Here is a 16,955-nt window from a genome sequence, read left to right as displayed (position 1 = left end):
CGGCGGTCCGGGCCGCCCCGCCGCGTTCGAGCAGCCGGACGGAGTCGCGCAACAGCGGCGGCGCTCGCGACCGGCTGCGCAGCCGGCGTGACTCCGGCGGGCGCGGAGGGCGGTAGAATCGCATTCGGTTCAACTGCTTGCCGCCGAACGCGGTGATTCGACATGCGCCATCCAGAGACCCATGACGTGATCGTCATCGGTGGCGGCCACGCCGGCACCGAGGCGGCACTGGCTGCCGCGCGCTGCGGCGCCGATACCCTGCTGATCACGCACAACATCGAGACCATCGGCCAGATGAGCTGCAATCCCGCGATCGGCGGGATCGGCAAGGGGCACCTGGTGCGCGAGATCGACGCGCTGGGCGGGGTCATGGCGCAGGCCGCCGATGCGGCCGGCATCCAGTGGCGACGGCTCAATGCCAGCAAGGGGCCGGCGGTGCGCGCGACCCGGGCGCAGTGCGATCGCTCGCTGTACCGTGCCGCGATCCGTCGCGCGGTCGAGCACCAGCCGAACCTCACCCTGTTCCAGGCCGCCGTCGACGACCTGGTCGTCGACAACGACCGGGTGGTCGGTTGTCGCACCGCGATCGGCATCGAGTTCATGGCCGAGGCCGTGGTCCTGACCACCGGCACCTTCCTCGGCGGCATCATCCACATGGGCGAGGCGCGCTCGGCCGGTGGCCGGGCCGGTGACGCGCCGGCCAATCGGCTGGCCGAACGGCTGCGTGCGCTGCCGCTCAGGATCGGGCGACTCAAGACCGGCACGCCGCCGCGGATCGACGGCCGCAGCATCGATTTCGAGCAGCTGGTCGAGCAGCCCGGCGACGACCCCCGGCCGGTGTTCTCGTTCCTGGGCTCGAGCGACGACCACCCGGCGCAGCGTTCCTGCTGGATCACCCGGACGGGCCCTGCGACGCACGACATCATCCGCGCCGCGCTGGACCGCTCGCCGATGTACTCCGGCGCGATCGAGGGCGTCGGTCCGCGCTACTGCCCGTCGATCGAGGACAAGGTCGTGCGCTTCGCCGAGCGCGACTCGCACCAGATCTTCCTCGAACCGGAAGGCCTGGACCTGAACGAGTGGTACCCGAACGGCATCTCGACCAGTCTGCCGTTCGAGGTTCAGCTCGAGTTCCTGCACACCATTCCCGGCCTGGAGCGGGCGCGAATCACCCGCCCGGGCTATGCCATCGAGTACGACTTCCTCGATCCGCGCGACCTGAGTCCGGGGTTGGCCTCCAAGGTCCTGGACGGGCTGTTCCTGGCCGGCCAGATCAACGGCACGACAGGCTACGAGGAGGCCGGTGCGCAGGGCCTCGTCGCCGGCCTGAACGCGGCGCGACGTGCCGCCGGCCAGGCGGAATGGAGCCCGGCGCGTTCGGAGGCCTACATCGGCGTGATGGTCGACGACCTGATCACCCGCGGCACCGCCGAGCCGTACCGCATGTTCACCAGCCGGGCCGAATACCGGCTGATGCTGCGCGAGGACAATGCCGACCTGCGCCTGACCGAGACCGGCCGGGCGCTTGGCCTGGTCGATCAGGCCCGCCTGGCCGCCTTCCTCGAGCGCCGCGATGCGATCGACGCCGAGCGCCGCCGGCTGGACGATCTGCGCGTGGTCGCCGGCTCCGCGCGGGCCGCGGCGGTGGAAGCCGCCTTCGCCAGCCCGGTGCGCAAGGACGTGACCGCCGCGGAGCTGCTGAAGCGCCCGGAAATCGACTACGCCGGCCTGGTCGCGCTGCCGGAGTTCGGTCCGGGCGTGGAGCGTGCCGACATCGCCGAGCAGGTCGAGACCGGCATTCGCTACGCCGGGTACCTGGCCCGACAGGCGGCCGACATCGAGCGGGTCCGTTGCTCGGATTCGAGGCGCATTCCGCCGGAATTCGACTACGCGCAGGTGCGTGGCCTGTCGGCCGAGGTGCTCGAGACGCTCCAGCGCCAGCGGCCGACGACGGTCGGTGAGGCTTCCAGGATCCCGGGCGTCACCCCGGCAGCGGTCTCGCAGCTGCTGGTCTGGCTGAAGCGGGCAGCGAACGCGGCCTGAGCGGCCCACGCACTCCGGCGCTCGATTGTTCACCCCGGGTTCACGGCCGCCGTGGAGACTGGCCTCGTTGGTGGCGGGTTACCTCTCGGTACCCTGACTCCCTCCCCCCGCTACCAACGCTTCGCACGAACCCCGGCCACGGCTCCCGGCCGGGGTTTTTTTTGCCCCGCGATTCCGGGCACGAGGCTGCGGTAGAGTGCCGGCAACGCCCGAGTCCGGGGCGAAGACCAAGGAGGATCGAGTCATGCAGAATCGTCAACAGGCCGCCCGCGTTCTCGGTGCCGCCGGCGTCGCGCCGTTCGTCGCCTTGCTGGTCGTCGTCGCGCTTGGCGGTCCGGCCTGGATCATCGACCTGCTGCGCGGCTACGCGCTGCTGATTCTCGCGTTCCTGTGCGGCAGCCTCTGGGCCGATGCGCTGAACCGGCCGGCCGACGGGCCGGCGCCGTTGATCCTGAGCAACCTGATCGTGCTGGCCGCGCTGGTCGCGCTGCTGCTGCCGCTGGGCTGGGCGTTTGCCTGGCTGGCGGCGCTGTTCGCGCTGCATGCGCTGACCGAGTGGCGCTGGACCCGGGCCGGCCAGCCGGGCTGGTACCGGCGGCTGCGCTGGATGCTGAGCATTGCCGTGACCGTCCTGCTGGCCGCGACCGCGGCCGTGGCCGCCCGCGGTGGCTGACCCATCCCCGGTCCTCGGCCTGCGTGGGCTGGTCCGCCGCTACGGCGAGGGCCCGCGTGCGGTCCGGGTCCTCGACGGCGTCGATCTCGACGTCCGGCCCGGCGAAACCGTCGCGATCATGGGCGCCTCGGGCTGCGGCAAGTCGACCCTGCTGCACCTGGCCGCCGGCATGGACCGGCCCGACGCCGGCGAAGTCCGGATCGCCGGCGTCGAGGTCCACGGCCGGCCCGAGCCGGCCCGCACCCGCGAACGGGCCCGGCGGGTCGGGCTGGTGTTCCAGGACTTCAACCTGATCGAATCGCTGACCGCGCGCGAGAACGTCGAACTGGCCGTCTGGCTGTCCGGAGCCGCCGTTGCCGCCGACCGGATCGACGCACTGGCCGGCGAGCTCGGCATCGGCGAGCTGCTGGAACGCCGTCCCGACCAGCTCTCGGGCGGCCAGCAGCAGCGCGTCGCGATCGCTCGTGCGCTGATCCACGGGCCGGCCGTGCTGCTGGCCGACGAACCGACCGGCAGCCTGGATCGCGTGGCCGGCGAGCAGGTCCTCGATGTGTTGTTCGACGCCGCCCGTGCCCGCGATTGCGCGCTGGTGCTGGTGACCCACAGCGATCAGGCCGCGGCGCGCTGCGACCGGGTCCTGGCGCTGCGCGACGGGCGCCTGGTGCCGGCCTGACCCGATGCGCGCGCGGCTGTCGCACGGCTTCTTCCGTCGTCACCCCGGTCAGTGGCTGCTGGCGCTGGTCGGTATCGCCGCCGGCATGGCGGTGGTCACCGGCGTGGCGCTGCTGCGCGGCGCGCTGGTCGATTCGCTCGATGCCGCCGCCGACGAACTGGCCGGCCGGGACTCGATCGTGGTCCGCCCGCTCGGCGAGTCGATCTCGCCGGAGCGTTTCGCCGAGCTGGCCCGGCTGCCCGGGGCGCCGGACTGGGTGCCGGTGGTCCGGATTCCGGTCCGGGTCGGCGACGTCCAGCTCGAGGTCATCGGCCTGGATGGCTTCAGCGCGGTCCGCGACGTGACCGCCGACAGCGCGCTGGCCGGCGACGCCGACCGGCTGGAATGGACCGGCGACGGCCCGCCGCCGGCGGCGATCGGCCGGGAGACGGCCGCCCTGCTCGGCGTCGAACCGGGCGAGACGCTGACGCTGGAAGGTCCGAACGGCCCGGCCGACCTGGCCCTGGTCGGCACGCGCGGCGCCGGCCTCGACCGCCGGCTGGTCATGGACATTGCCGTGGCCCAGCACGCCTTCGACCTGCCCACGGCGATCTCCGAACTGCTCGCGCCGGGCTCGGCCGCGGCCTGGATCGAGCGCAACCTGCCCGCCGACCTGCAGGCGCGCACGCTCGACCAGCAGCGCGCCTCGGCCCGCGAGCTGACCGCCGGTCTGCGCGCCAACCTCACGGCGATGAGCCTGTTGGCCCTGGCCACCGGCCTGTTCGTCGTCTACAGCGTGCTCAGTTTCCTGATGGTCCAGCGCCGGCGCAGTTTCGGCGTGCTGCGCGCGATCGGGCTGACGCCGGGCGACCTGGCCCGGATGCTGGCCCAGGAGGGCCTGGTTCTCGGCGCGCTCGGCACCCTGGCCGGACTGGTCGTCGGCACCCTGTTGGCCGATCTTCTGCTGGCGTTGATCGCCGATCCGGTGCGCAGCATCTACGGCCAGCTGGCGCTGGCCCGGACCGCGCCGTCGCTGGGCCTGTACGGGACCCTGTTCGGACTGGGTGTGCTGGCGGCCACCGCGGTCACGCTGCCGGTGGTGCGCGAGGCGCTGCGGGTGCCGCCCGGGCGCCTGGTGCGGGCGGCCGAGGCCCCGGCGCCGGATCGCGTGGGCTGGGCGCTGGCCGGGCTGCCGGTCGCGCTGGGCCTGGCCTGGCTGGCGCTGGATCCCGGGCTGATCGCGGCACTGGGCGGTTTGTTCCTGGTCCTGGCCGGCCTGGCCACGCTGATTCCGCGGACCGGCTTCGGGCTGCTCGCCGTGCTTGCCCGGCTCGCCGGCGGCGGCCTGACGGGACGCGCGATCCGACTGCTGGGCGGTTCACGCCGGCGGCTCGCCCCGGCCCTGTCGGCCCTGTCGCTCGCGCTGGCCCTGGCGATGGGCATGGGCATGATGATCCTGGGCTTCCGGGCCTCGGTCGACGACTGGGTCCAGCGGCTGTTGCAGGCCGACCTGTATGTTTCGGCGACCGAGCGCAGGTTGACCGTCGATGAGGTCGACCGGCTGGCAGCGCTCGATGCCGTGGCAGCGATCTCGACGGTCTCGGTGCAGCGGCTGGCCGACCAAACCCGGCTGACCGCCTATCGGCTGCCGGACGCGGCCTGGTCGGGCTTCGAGTGGCTGGCCGGCGATCCGGAACGCGTCCGGGCCGGTTTCGTCGCCGGGCGCGGCGTGGCGGTGTCGGAGCCGCTGGCGCGGGCGCGTGGCCTGGCGCCCGGCGACCTGCTCGAACTGCCGCTGGCCGGCGGCCCACGGCGCTTCGAGGTGCTCGGCGTGTTCCGCGACTACTCCAGCGACGCCGGCTTCGTCGCGATCGACGCCGACCAGCTGACCGGTCCGGACGCTCGCGAGGTCGACAGCGTCGGCCTGTACGCAACACCCGGCGGCGATCGCGCGGCGCTGGAGGCGGATCTGCGCGCCGCCTTCGGCGCGGCCGGTGAGCTGCAGTGGATCGGCCCGGCCGAGATCCGCGACCAGAGCCTGAGCGTGTTCGACCGCACCTTCCGGATCAGCTGGGCGATGGCGGTGCTGGTCGGCGGCATCGCGCTGGTCGCGCTGGTCAGCGCCCTGCTCGCCCACGGTTTCGAGCGCGCGCGCGAGTACGCGACGCTGCGCGCGCTCGGCCTGTCGCCGGCCGCGCTGTTCCGGCTGGTCGTGGCCCAGACCCTGGCCCTGACCCTGGCCGCGGCGCTGCTGGCCGTGCCGATCGCGGTGGTGGTGCACTACGCGCTGGCGCTGTTCATCCAGCCGCGGGCGTTCGGCTGGAGCGTGCCGGCCGGGCTGCCGCCGCTCGGGCCGGTCGTGGTGGTGGTGCCGCTGGCGCTGCTGCTGGGGGCGCTGGCCGGCCTGATTCCGGCCGCCCGGATCGGTCGCCGGGCGCCGGTTTCCGCGCTGAGGGCCGGCTGATGCGGCGTGACCTTCTCATCGTCATGCTGCTGGTCGCGCTGGCCGCGACCTGGCTGGTACTGCGCAGCGATCCGCCCGAAGTCGTCTCGGGGCCGCTCGACACCACCGCGCTACTGGCCGAAGCGCCGGAGGCCTTCGAGCGGATCACCGGGCCGCGTCCGCTGGACTTCCCGGCCGACCATGCCGCGCATCCCGGCTACCGCAGCGAATGGTGGTATTTCACCGGCAACCTGTTCGACCGCGACGGCCGTCGCTTCGGCATGCAGTTCACGCTGTTCCGGTTCGGCCTCGGTACCGAGGCGTCGCGGCCGTCGCTGGACAGCGTGTTCGCCGCCGATGCCGTCTGGATGGCCCACCTGGCGGTCAGCGATATCGAGAACCGCCGGTTCCTGAACCGCGAGCGCTTCGCACGCGGCGCGCTCGGCCTGGCCGGCGCGACCGCGGACCGCTGGTGGCTGCGCGACTGGACGGTCACCCGGACCGAGGCCGGCTGGCGGCTCAACGCCGATGCCGGCGAGTTCGCACTGGACCTGGCGCTGGACGCGGTCAAGCCGGTGGTGCTGCAGGGCGACCGCGGCTACAGCCAGAAGGGTCCGGCCGCCGGCAACGCGTCGCGGTACTACACCTATTCGCGGCTGGCCGCCGACGGCCGGGTGCGGATCGACGGCCGGGCGTACGCGGTCGAGGGCACCGCCTGGCTGGACCGCGAATGGGGCTCCAGCCAGCTCGGCCCGGGCATCGAGGGCTGGGACTGGTTCGCCCTGCAGCTCGACGACGGGCGCGACCTGATGCTCTACCGCCTGCGCACCGAGGCCGGCGAGGCCTCGCCGTTCTCGGCCGGCGCGCTGGTCCAGAGCGATGGTGCGACGACGATCCTGGGCCGGGACGAGTTTTCGCTGGAACCGGTCCGTCGCTGGCGCGATCCCGACGGCGTGGACTGGCCGGTGGCCTGGCGCGCGCGCGTCCCGTCGGCCGGGCTGGACCTGTCGATCGTGCCGACCTTCGACGACCAGCAGTGGCGGACCGGCGTACGCTACTGGGAGGGTGCGATCGACGTGCGGGCGAGCGACTCCGAGATCCCGCTGGGCCGCGGCTACCTCGAGCTCAGCGGGTATTCGGCGGCGTCGGCGCGCGGCCGGCGCTGAGCCGGGCGAATCGTCTCAGGGTTCGACCAGCGGATCGCGAAGCCGCGCGTCGGGGATCTCGATGCAGCCGGGAGTGGTGGGCTCCGCCGCGATCGCCGGCGAGGTCGGGGCGATGCCGAGCAGCATTTCCACCCGTGCCACCGGCAGGCCCTGCTCGATCAGGTGGATCGCATAACTGTTGCGCAGCACGTGGCCGGTCACCCGGCGATGGATGCCGGCGGCGTGGGCGGCCTGTTCGATCGCGCGGTGCATCCGGGCCGGGGCCAGGTGATGGATCGGCCGGCGCTCGGTGTCGGCCGTGAACCGGGCCGCGCCGGGCCGGGCCGGAAACAGGTACTGCCAGCGCCAGGCCAGGGCCGCGTCGGGCCGGCGCTCGGCGATCTCCGGCGGCAGCGTGACCGCGCCGCCGCCGTTGCCGATGTCCTGGATGTGCTGCTGCTTGAGATCGTCGAGCCGCGGCACCAGCGCCCGCGCCACGGCCGCCGGCAACGGGAGTTCGCGCTGTACGGTGTCGGCCGGGTCGCGGACGATCAGCCGGCGGGCGTCGGGATCGACGTCACGGACCCTGAGCCGCATGCATTCGAGCAGTCGGATTCCGGTGCCGTAGACCAGGGCGGCGGCCAGCCATTCGCTGCCGGCCAGTCGGGCCAGCAGCTGGCGGGCTTCTTCGCGCGACAGGATGTTCGGTCCGACCACGCGGCGGCGCTGGTCGAGCAGCACCTGCAGCCAGGGCGGCGTGCCGCCCGGGCTGCTGCGGTAGAGCGCGTGGACTGCATCGAGCGCGCGGTCCTGGGTCGGGCGCCCGGCGTAGCGTTCGTGCGCGATGTGCTCGAGGAAGCGATCGACCGCGTCGCGGTCGAGCTGCGTCGGGTCGTCCTGGCCGCCGTGCTCGAGGAAACCGCGCGCCCAGAACAGCAGGTGCCGGGTCCGCGCCTCGTCGACGCCTTCCCGGCGGAGCATCTGCTGCATGCGCTCCAGCGATCGGTTCATGGACGCTCCCGGCGGCGGCTCTTGAATGTGACGGACTTCACTATACGAGCGCAGCCGACCGGGATCAATTACCGGCGGCCTGATCCAGGGAGCCGGGTCGGATCGGGAATGCAGCCGCTCGAACGCCGCTCGGTGCCCGCAGTGCGCTCCGGTCAGCGCGTAGCGCGTCCCGGCACATAGACGGTGCCCGCCTTCATCACGAAGCGCACGTCCATCAGCGTGTCGACCGATTCCAGCGGATCGTCCGGCACCGCGATGATGTCGGCCCAGTAACCCTCGGCCAGCCGGCCGGCGTCGCGTTCGATGCCGAGCAGTTCGGCGGCGTTCAGCGTTGCGGTGCGCAGCGCGTCGGCCGGCGACATGCCGGCCTCGACCATGAAGCCGAACTCGGCGGCGTTGTCGCCGTGATAGCAGACCCCGCAATCGGTGCCGAAGGCGATCGGAACCCCGGCGGCGTGGGCGCGGGCGAAGGTCTCCTGGATCAGTGGTCCGATCAGCGCGGCCTTGGGCCGGACCAGCTCCGGGTAGTAGCCGTCGATTTCGGACTTCTCGGCGACGAAGCGGCCGGCCGAGATGGTCGGCACGTACCAGGTGCCGTTCTCGACCATCATCGCCATGACCTCGTCGTCCATGAAGGTGCCGTGTTCGATCGAGTGAATGCCGGCGCGGATGGCCCGCTTCATGCCCTCGGCGCCGTGTGCATGGGCCGCCACGTGCATCTCGTAGTCGGCGGCGGTCTCGATCACGGCCTGGATCTCCTCGGGCCGGAACTGCGGGTTCATGCCGCTCTTGGCCACGCTGAGCACCCCGCCGGTGATCGTCACCTTGATCAGGTCGGCGCCGTCCTTGTAGCGCTGGCGCACGGCCTCGCGCGCTTCGGCCACGCCGTTGAGCACGCCCTCGCGCGGGCCGGGCGAACCCATCAGGTCGGCGCGCCAGCCGTTGGTCGGATCGGCGTGGCCGCCGGTGGTGGCCAGCGACTTGCCGGAGGTGTAGATGCGCGGCCCGGGGATCACGTCGCGGTCGATCGCGTCGCGCAGCGCGATGCTGGCGTTGTAGGAATCGCCGAGGTCGCGCACGGTGGTGAAGCCGGCGGCCAGCGTTTCGCGCGCGTATTCGACCGACTGCAGCGCGACGTCGGCTTCGTTGTCGGTGAACTGATCGGCGTAGCGGGTCGGGCTGGATTCGGACGTCAGGTGGGTGTGCATGTCCATCAGGCCGGGCAGACAGGTCAACCCGGTCAGGTCGATCAACTCGACGCCGTCCGGCGCCGACCGGTGACCGGATTCGATCCGTTCGATCCGGTCGTCGACGACCACCAGCGTCTTCGCGCCGGTGCGCTCGCCGGCCACGACATCGATCGTCGCACCGCAGTGCAGCCAGGTCTCGGCGGCGGCCGGGCCGGCGAGGAGCAACAGGGACAACAGCAAGGAACAGCGCATCGGCATCTCCGGTCTTGATCGCAGACCGGCGATTGTGCGTGATGCGGGCGGCGAACGCAAAGCCGACGCCGAGCCGGGGTCGCTCAGGCCAGCACGCCGATCAACAGCAGCACCGCGACGACCACCAGCCACAGCATCAGGACGCGACGGGCCAGTTGACGTCCGGCCTCCAGCCCGGCGGCCAGGCCGCCGTCGGTCGTGCACAGCGCGCCGGCGAGGTCGTCGAGCAGGCGGGCCGGGAACCGCCACCGATCGGCGCGCGCATCGAAGCGGTCGAGCGCCCGGTCGAAGTCGGTCATCAGCGCGATCGACAGCGTCATCAGTCCGACCACCGGCCAGTTCAGTACGCCGAGGATGGCGTCGAAGGCGCGGCGCTCGTCGCGGCCGGGCGGGAACGCGCGCCGGGACACGCGCACCGCGCGATACAGCAGCGCACCGGGAATTCCGGCGACGGCAAACCAGAACAGCACGCCGAACCAGCGCGCCAGGCCGCCGTGCAGCGCAGCCGCTGCGCCGTCGGTGGCCGACGCACCCACCGGAAGACACAGCCGCTGGCGCGCGGCCGCTGCCTCTTCTTCGCCGGCCGCGGCCGCCTCGATATCGCGGTCGAGGTCGCGCGGACCGAGCACGAACAGCAGCACGACGATGCCGGCCAGCAGCATGCCGACGTCGCCGAGCAGCCGTTCGGCCAGCACGGAGAGCAGGCCGCCGGCGAGCAGGGCCAGGGCGAGTGTGGCGATGGCTGGAAGCGCCCCCCGGCCGCGCAGCCGCCGGGCCGGCTCGGCCAGCAGCTCGTGGCGGCGCCAGCCTTCGATATCGCGCCAGGCATGACTGATGCCCAGCGCGCAGAGCAGGGCCAGAAGCGTCATGGGCGGGGCCGGTCCACGGGGTGGGGCTCGGCGTCAGCCCATCGCGAACGATGAGCCGCAGCCGCAGGTCGTGGCTGCGTTCGGGTTGCGGATCACGAACCGGGCGCCCTGCAGGTTCTCGCTGTAGTCGACTTCCGCGCCTTCGAGGTACTGGAAGCTCAGCGGATCGACCAGCAGGGTCACCCCGTCGCGTTCGACCCGGACGTCGTCCTCGTCGGCCGCTTCGTCGAAGGTGAATCCGTACTGGAAGCCGGAGCAGCCGCCGCCGGTGATGTACACCCGCAGCTTGAGTTCCGGGTTGCCGTCGGCCAGGATCAGTTCACGCACCTTGCGGGCGGCCGAAGCGGTGAATTCGAGCGGATTCGTGGCATCCATGACGGTCTCCGTGAAGCGATTCGTGGCACCGGACGAGCGCCTTGATTCAAGGTGGGGGCCGTCTCCAGCATACCCAAGCCCGACGCTCGCCGCAGCAGCGGGACCGGACGGGACGGGTGGATAAAAAAAGCGGTCCGAAGACCGCTTTTGCCCCAAACCGGATGCTGCTCGGTACGTGCAGGAACCCTTGATCGGGTTCTGCTGTGCTGTTGTTAATATTATGTTTGCACGCCGAAGTTATACCGTCCCGCAGCCTGCCAAGTCAAGTCGATCCATGACGTCCGGCAGGGGTCGGGTTGAGGGACGGTGGCGAAGCGGTCACAATACGGGGTCCGCGACGTTCCGCGCCCCGATTGCTCGCCCATGCTCTGGCTCAAGGCCTTCCACATCATCTTCGTCGTGACCTGGTTCGCCGGCCTGTTCTACCTGCCCCGCCTGTTCGTCTATGCCGCCCAGCATCCCGAAGCGGAGCTCCAGCCGGTGTTCCGGACCATGCAGCGCAAACTGCTCGGGATCACCCACGTCGGCGGTGCGCTGGCGGTCGGCTTCGGCCTGGCGCTGATCCTGCTTGCCCCCAGCGTCTATCTGGCGATGGGCTGGCTGCACGCGAAGCTGGCGCTGGTCGCGGTGCTGATCGGCTACCACGTCTGGTGCGCCCGGCTGGTCGCGGCGTTCCGCGAGGGCCGGAACCGCCATTCGCATGTCTGGTACCGCTGGTTCAATGAAGCCCCCGCGCTGCTGCTTGTGGCGATCGTGCTGCTGGCCATCCTCAAACCGTTCTGACCCGGAGTTTCCCGATGCGCGCTCGACTCGTTTTCCTGTCTGCCTGGTGGCTGCTGCCGGTTCTGCTGGCCGCGGTGCCGGCACGCGCCGACATCACCGGCATCGTCGTCGACGACCTGACCGGCGACCCGGTCGCCGGCGCGCGCGTGCGCGTGCAGACCACCACCGACGCACCGGCGACCACCGGTGCCGACGGTTCGTTCGCGCTGCCCGATCCGAGCGGCCCGGTGACCGTGACCGCGGTTCCGCCCTACGACGGCGCGCGGGCGGTCAACTACATCACCGGCTCGGTCTCCGCCGGCCCCGGCGACGATGTCGAGATCCGGCTGACGCCGCTGCCGATCAACGATCGCATGCCCTACGATCCCGGCACGGCGACCGACTGCGCGAGTTGTCATTTCGACCAGTTCGTCGAATGGAACGCTTCGCGGCATGCCGGCGCCGGCGTCAATCCCTGGGTGCTGGACCTGTATTCCGGCGACGGCACGCCGGACGGCGGAAACGGCTACGTGTTCCTCGACGATCGCGACCCCGGCCAGACCGGCTTCTGCGCGACCTGCCACACGCCGCTGGTCGACGCCCAGGATCCCGGCAACGTGTTCCTCAACGAGGTCACCCTGCCCGGCGGCCTCGACGGCGTGAACTGCCTGGCCTGCCACCAGATGGCCGAGGTCAACGACAATACCGACGCGCTGCATCACCTCGGCAACACCGAGTACCGTTTCCCGGACGATCCGTCGACGCCGCTGTGGGTCTGGGGCCCGCTCGACGATGTTTCGTTCTCGGTGATGCGCGCGTCCTACCAGCCCGGGTTTTCCGAGTCGAAGTTCTGCGCCTCCTGCCACCAGTACAACAACCCCGACACCGGTGCCCCGGGCCAGACCACCTACGACGAATGGCTGGCCTCGCCGTTCTCGGTGCCGGGCCCGGACTTCATGGCCTGCCAGGACTGCCACATGCCCCCGGCCGACGAACCCGGCCCGATTTCCTCGCTCGGCGGTCAGCCGATCCGGCCGGCCGAGCAGCGCCGCTCGCACGCCTTCATCGGCGCCACGCCGGACACCCTGGCCGACGCGGTCACGCTGGACCTGGACGCCTGGGTCGACGGCGCCGAGCTGGCCGTCGAGGCGCGGGTGGCCAACGTCGGCGCCGGTCACGCCTTCCCGACCGGCGTGTCGATCCGCAACGCGGTGCTGGTCATCGAGGCCACGGTCAACGGCCAGCCGCTGGCCCAGGTCGCCGGCCCGGTCGTGCCGTTCTACGGTTCGGCGAGCGGTTCGAACACCCCCGACGACGTGGCCGGACGGCCCGGACGCGGCTTCGCGCGCGTGCTGGAAGGGCGGATCAACGGCACCGGTCCGGTCGTTGCGCCGGTCCTGTTCATCGATGCCGAGGCAGTCCAGTCCGACACCCGGATCCTGGCCGGTGAGGACGATGTATCGAGTTATCGCTTCTCGCTCGATGGCGTGCTGGTGCCCGAGGCCGAGGTCACGGCCCGGCTGTTCTATCGCCGGGCCTGGCGCGACCTGGCGGTGACCAAGAACTGGACCGAGACGCCATCGGGCGATCCGGTCCAGACCGAGGTCCGATCGGCGGCGCGGACCGTGGACCTGTCGGGCGTGATCGGCGATGCGGTCGCGATTCCGACCCTCGGCGGCCTGGCGATGCTGCTGCTGATCAGTCTGCTGCTGGCGGCGGCGTGGGCCAGTTCGCCTGCGGGTCGCCGCTGACCAGGAAGTCGCCGTTGAGCGTGGTGGCGCGCGCGTTGTACAGCAGCGCGCGACCGTCCGGCAGCCCGACGCGACCGCCGGCGGCCTGCACGATGGCATCGCCGGCCGCAGTGTCCCATTCGCTGGTCGGACCCAGCCGGGGATAGAAGTCGGCTTCGCCTTCGGCCACTGCGCAGAACTTCAAAGCGCTGCCGCGGGCCAGCCGTTCGTGTCGACCGATGGCTTCGAAATACGCCTCGCTGCGCGGGTTGCCGTGCGAGCGGCTGCCGAGGACGACCGGTGGGTCGGCCGGCGGGCGCCGCGTCCGGATCGGCCGCGCTGGGCCATCGGCAGCGTGGCGGAACGCGCCGTGACCCGGAATGCCGCTGTAGCTCAACGCCAGCGCCGGCACCGCGATCACGCCCAGCACCGGTCGATGGTCCTCGACCAGCGCGACGTTGATCGTGAATTCGCCGTTGCGCTTGATGAACTCGCGGGTGCCGTCCAGCGGGTCGACCACCCACAGCCGCGGCCAGCCGCGACGCGCCGCGAAGGCGGTCGCCGCCGACTCCTCGCTGAGCACCGGGATGTCGGGGGTCAGCCGTTCCAGCGCCTCGACGAGGATGCGATGGCTGGCCAGGTCGGCCCGGGTCAGCGGGCTGTCATCGGCCTTCATTTCCACGCTGAAGTCGTCGTTTTCGTAGATCTCGAGAATCGCGGTGCTGGCGGTGCGGCAGGCCGCGAGCACGCCGTCGACCCAGCCGGCCAGGGTCGCGCTGTCCAGTCGGCTCATGCCCCGGCCCCGGCGTCCTGGGCCAGCAGGTCGCGGGCCATGTAGAGCGCGGCGATCGTTCTTCCCTCGCTGCAGTCGTCGCGCCGGATCAGCGAGACCAGGTCGTCGATGGGCCACTCGATGACCTGCAGCTCTTCCGGCTCGTCGCCGGGCAGCCGCGATTCGTAGAGGTCGCGGGCCAGCACCACATGGGTGGCGTGGGTCATGTAGCCGGGCGCCAGTGACAGCTGGCCGAGGACCTGCAGGTCGCGCGCGGCGAAGCCGACTTCTTCCTGCAGCTCGCGGTTGGCGCCGTCGATGTGGCTCTCGCCGGGCTCCAGCCGGCCCTTCGGCAGCCCGAGCTCGTAGCGATGGACGCCGCAGGCGTATTCACGCACCAGCAGCACGGTCCCGGGATCCGGCATCGCGACGATGATCACGGCGCCGACGCCGCGGCTGATCAGCCGCTCGTAGACCCGCCGCTCGCCGTTGGAGAATTCCAGGTCCAGCGTTTCGACCCGGAACAGGCTGCGGTCCTTGCGCTCCTCGCGCTTGTGTACGGTCGGAAGGTCGGGTGGATCGTCAATCATCGAGAAAGGATACCAGCCGCCGATGCAGGGCCGCCGAAGCGGCGATGATCGACGTGGTGCCGAGGTCGATGGCCTCGCCCGAAAGCGTCGTGCAGATGCCGCCGGCCTCGCGCACGATCACGGTCAGCGCCGCGATGTCGAGGATATTGACATCGCTTTCGATGACCGCGTCGAGCCCGCCGGCGGCCAGCCGGTGGTAGGGGTAGAAGTCGCCGTAGCCGCGGGTACGGCGGGCCCGCTCGACCAGCTGCCCGATCCGCGCCCAGCCGGGCCCGCGGGCCAGCGAGCGGACGTTGCCCAGCGACAGGTCCATCGCGTCGATCGAATCGGCCTCGGCGACCTGCAGCCGCTGCTTGCCACCGCCGGCTCGCGCCAGCCACGCGCCGCGGCCACGAACCGCCCACGCGGTCTCGTCGAACGGCGGGGCGGCCGATACCCCGAGCACCAGCTCGCCGTCGATCATCAGCGCGATCTGGACCGACCAGAACTCCAGCCCGCGGATGAAACTGCGGGTGCCGTCGATCGGATCGATCAGCCACAGGCAGCGATGCTCGCCGTCGCGGCCGTATTCCTCGCCGAAGACCGCGTGGTCGGGAAACGCCGCGGCGATGCGCTCGCGGATCGCGCGCTCGCAGGCCCGGTCGGCCACGGTCACCGGGCTGTCGTCGGCCTTGGTCTCGACGTCGAGCGGGGCGTGGAAATGCGCCATCGCGATGCGCGCGGCGTCGGCCGCCGCGGCGCGGGCGACGTCGAGTGCGTGATCCAGGTCCACGGCGGTGGAAGAAGCGTCGTTCACACGGGGCTCCGGCGGCGCGAGATGAAGAGAAACGGTATCAGATCACGCGCCGCCGGGCGGGCGTCCGGATCGTGCGACTCAGCGCTGCTCGAGCAGCACCGTGGCATCGACCCGGCCGGACTCGACCCGGTCGGCCCGCACCGAAACGACCCGGAACGGCCTTTCCCCGACCAGGCCGGACAGCCAGCGCATCATCGCCGGGAACTCGGCGCGTTCGAGCGTCACCCGGATCTCGCCGGTGCTGCCCGGCTCGATGCGCTGCAGCGCGCCGGCCAGGCCCGCGGCGCGCGCCGATTGATCGACGACGGCCAGCGGCGAGCGGCCGCCGAGCGAGGTCGCGGGCGTCTCGGTGACGCCGGCCGGCAGTTGCTGCTCCAGCCCGGCCAGCCAGTCGGCCAGCGCCTGCTGGGCCGCGGCGCGTTCGGACAGGGCGTCACGATGGCGGTCCAGTGGCTCCCAGACCGCAACCCACAGCACGACCACCAGCACAACGGCGCCGGCGCTTGCGACCAGCATCCGTTCGCGCTCGGACAGCGCGTTCCATCGATTCCTCATGGCGCCTCCCTCAGCACCAGCCGGCCGCGCACGCCGCCGGATTCGATCGCGACATCGTCGACCCGGGCCGAGAGTCCGCGCGCGACCAGCTGGGCCTGCAGGGCTTCGAGGTCGGGCAGACCGGGCGCGCGCACGCCCAGTTCGAGTTGCTCACTGTCCCACAGCAGCGATTCCACGATCACCGCATCGAGGCCGCCGAACAGCGGGCTGGCCCGGCGCAGGGTGCGGACGAAGGTGTCGCCGGTCTCGCCGCGACCGGCCAGTGCCCGCTCGATCTGCAGCCGCTCGCGGCCCGGCAGCAGCGTCAGGTCCGGAAACAACCGGGCCGTGCGGGCTTCGATTTCTTCGGCCAGCGCATCGGCCCGGGCGTCGAGCTGGACGACTTCCAGCGCGGCGTCGCCGAGCCACAGCAGCACGGCCAGTGCAACCAACGCGGCGGTCCAGCCCGGCCGCGGCGCCGGCCTGCGGGCGGCGGGCGCGAACTCGCCGTAGAGCAGGTCGACATCGGGCGGGTCGGCCTGCGCGGCCAGCCAATCGGCCAGCACGCTCGGCGCGGGATGGCGCTGCGGGTCGAGCATGGCGATGCGGTCGGGCGGCTTGCCGCCGTACCAGCGGATCCGTTCCGGGGCGGCCTGTTCGACCAGTTCGGGCAGCAGCACGTCGAGCAGCGCGGCGTCGAGCCGGTCGAAGGCGTGTCGGCCCCAGCGAGCCAGCACCGCCTCGCCGTCTTCGGCCAGCACGAGGTCACCGGGCTGCCAGGGCAGCAGCGCGGCGTCGGGGACCAGCGCGGTCAGCGCCGGATCGTCAGCGCGCCAGCGGCGCATGTCCTCGCGCGAAGCCACCGCGCAGACCATGCGGCCGTCGTCGCGGCGGCCCAGCGGCACCACGTGCTGGTTCTCGGCGTCACCGGCCAGCGCGTCCTCGGCGGCCCAGCGCAGTGCCTGTTCCAGGCGTGCGCCGCGCAGTTCGGGCAATTCGACCGCGACCACGCTGACCCGGTCGGCCGGCACCAGGCCGACGAAGGGTCGGTCCTCGGCGGGCGGCGACTCGTCGGCGCGGTCCCGGAAAACCAGGGCAGGCGGCGGGGTACGGGGCAT

General features: G+C 71.8%; 16 protein-coding genes. 7 read left to right on the top strand and 9 right to left on the bottom strand.

Annotation, left to right across the window (positions count from 1 at the left end):
- The first annotated feature begins 162 nt into the window (after positions 1–162).
- From mnmG to HFP89_RS10975, 5 genes are all read left to right on the top strand, one after another.
- Positions 163–2,043 (top strand): tRNA uridine-5-carboxymethylaminomethyl(34) synthesis enzyme MnmG, encoded by a 1,881-nt coding sequence (gene mnmG, locus HFP89_RS10995; protein ID WP_168717707.1) that lies wholly within the window; start codon positions 163–165, stop codon positions 2,041–2,043.
- A gap of 244 nt (positions 2,044–2,287) precedes the next feature.
- Positions 2,288–2,716: a DUF3429 family protein gene (locus HFP89_RS10990; RefSeq protein ID WP_168717706.1), complete on the top strand. Its 429-nt coding sequence runs from the start codon at positions 2,288–2,290 to the stop codon at positions 2,714–2,716.
- Complete coding sequence (locus HFP89_RS10985; protein WP_168717705.1) at positions 2,709–3,389, top strand: ABC transporter ATP-binding protein; 681 nt, start codon at positions 2,709–2,711, stop codon at positions 3,387–3,389. Before HFP89_RS10990 ends, HFP89_RS10985 begins: the two co-directional genes overlap by 8 nt.
- A gap of 4 nt (positions 3,390–3,393) precedes the next feature.
- A complete protein-coding gene (locus HFP89_RS10980) occupies positions 3,394–5,832 on the top strand; it encodes an ABC transporter permease (RefSeq protein WP_168717704.1) in 2,439 nt (812 codons plus the stop codon).
- The gene (locus tag HFP89_RS10975) at positions 5,832–6,977 is read left to right on the top strand and encodes a lipocalin-like domain-containing protein (RefSeq protein WP_168717703.1); all 1,146 of its coding nucleotides are present in this window, start codon (positions 5,832–5,834) and stop codon (positions 6,975–6,977) included. The genes HFP89_RS10980 and HFP89_RS10975 overlap by 1 nt, the downstream gene beginning before the upstream one ends.
- 15 nt (positions 6,978–6,992) lie before the next feature.
- Here the strand turns inward: HFP89_RS10975 and HFP89_RS10970 are convergent, their stop codons facing one another.
- The 4 genes from HFP89_RS10970 to erpA form a co-directional block, all read right to left on the bottom strand.
- Positions 6,993–7,967 (bottom strand): tyrosine-type recombinase/integrase, encoded by a 975-nt coding sequence (locus tag HFP89_RS10970; RefSeq protein WP_168717702.1) that lies wholly within the window; start codon positions 7,965–7,967, stop codon positions 6,993–6,995.
- A 152-nt stretch (positions 7,968–8,119) separates the two neighbouring features.
- Complete coding sequence (locus tag HFP89_RS10965) at positions 8,120–9,409, bottom strand: amidohydrolase family protein (RefSeq protein ID WP_206212331.1); 1,290 nt, start codon at positions 9,407–9,409, stop codon at positions 8,120–8,122.
- Between the two features lie 83 nt (positions 9,410–9,492).
- Positions 9,493–10,278, bottom strand: coding sequence for a regulatory signaling modulator protein AmpE (ampE, locus tag HFP89_RS10960; protein WP_168717700.1), 786 nt, complete (start codon positions 10,276–10,278; stop codon positions 9,493–9,495).
- 33 nt (positions 10,279–10,311) lie between these two features.
- Positions 10,312–10,653 carry an iron-sulfur cluster insertion protein ErpA gene (erpA, locus tag HFP89_RS10955; RefSeq protein WP_168717699.1) on the bottom strand — a complete coding sequence of 114 codons (342 nt, stop codon included), beginning with the start codon at positions 10,651–10,653 and terminating at the stop codon, positions 10,312–10,314.
- A 363-nt stretch (positions 10,654–11,016) separates the two neighbouring features.
- Here erpA and HFP89_RS10950 point away from each other — a divergent pair, with 363 nt between their 5' ends.
- Positions 11,017–11,436 (top strand): CopD family protein, encoded by a 420-nt coding sequence (locus HFP89_RS10950; RefSeq protein ID WP_168717698.1) that lies wholly within the window; start codon positions 11,017–11,019, stop codon positions 11,434–11,436.
- A 14-nt stretch (positions 11,437–11,450) separates the two neighbouring features.
- The gene (locus HFP89_RS10945) at positions 11,451–13,166 is read left to right on the top strand and encodes a carboxypeptidase regulatory-like domain-containing protein (RefSeq protein ID WP_168717697.1); all 1,716 of its coding nucleotides are present in this window, start codon (positions 11,451–11,453) and stop codon (positions 13,164–13,166) included.
- Here HFP89_RS10945 and cysQ read toward each other — a convergent pair.
- From cysQ to gspL, 5 genes are all read right to left on the bottom strand, one after another.
- Positions 13,114–13,938, bottom strand: a complete 825-nt coding sequence (gene cysQ, locus HFP89_RS10940) for a 3'(2'),5'-bisphosphate nucleotidase CysQ (protein WP_168717696.1) — start codon at positions 13,936–13,938, stop codon at positions 13,114–13,116. The genes HFP89_RS10945 and cysQ overlap by 53 nt on opposite strands.
- Positions 13,935–14,507: an ADP compounds hydrolase NudE gene (gene nudE / locus HFP89_RS10935; protein WP_168717695.1), complete on the bottom strand. Its 573-nt coding sequence runs from the start codon at positions 14,505–14,507 to the stop codon at positions 13,935–13,937. The genes cysQ and nudE overlap by 4 nt, the downstream gene beginning before the upstream one ends.
- A complete protein-coding gene (locus HFP89_RS10930) occupies positions 14,500–15,303 on the bottom strand; it encodes an inositol monophosphatase family protein (RefSeq protein WP_346775233.1) in 804 nt (267 codons plus the stop codon). Before HFP89_RS10930 ends, nudE begins: the two co-directional genes overlap by 8 nt.
- A 78-nt stretch (positions 15,304–15,381) precedes the next feature.
- Positions 15,382–15,858: a type II secretion system protein GspM gene (gspM, locus tag HFP89_RS10925; protein WP_168717694.1), complete on the bottom strand. Its 477-nt coding sequence runs from the start codon at positions 15,856–15,858 to the stop codon at positions 15,382–15,384.
- Positions 15,855–16,955: a type II secretion system protein GspL gene (gene gspL / locus HFP89_RS10920; RefSeq protein ID WP_168717693.1), complete on the bottom strand. Its 1,101-nt coding sequence runs from the start codon at positions 16,953–16,955 to the stop codon at positions 15,855–15,857. Before gspL ends, gspM begins: the two co-directional genes overlap by 4 nt.

Source organism: Wenzhouxiangella sp. XN79A (assembly GCF_012272825.1).
GTDB lineage: Bacteria > Pseudomonadota > Gammaproteobacteria > Xanthomonadales > Wenzhouxiangellaceae.
Note: the sequence above shows the minus strand (reverse complement) of the source record. Positions and strands in the feature narration are given on the sequence as shown.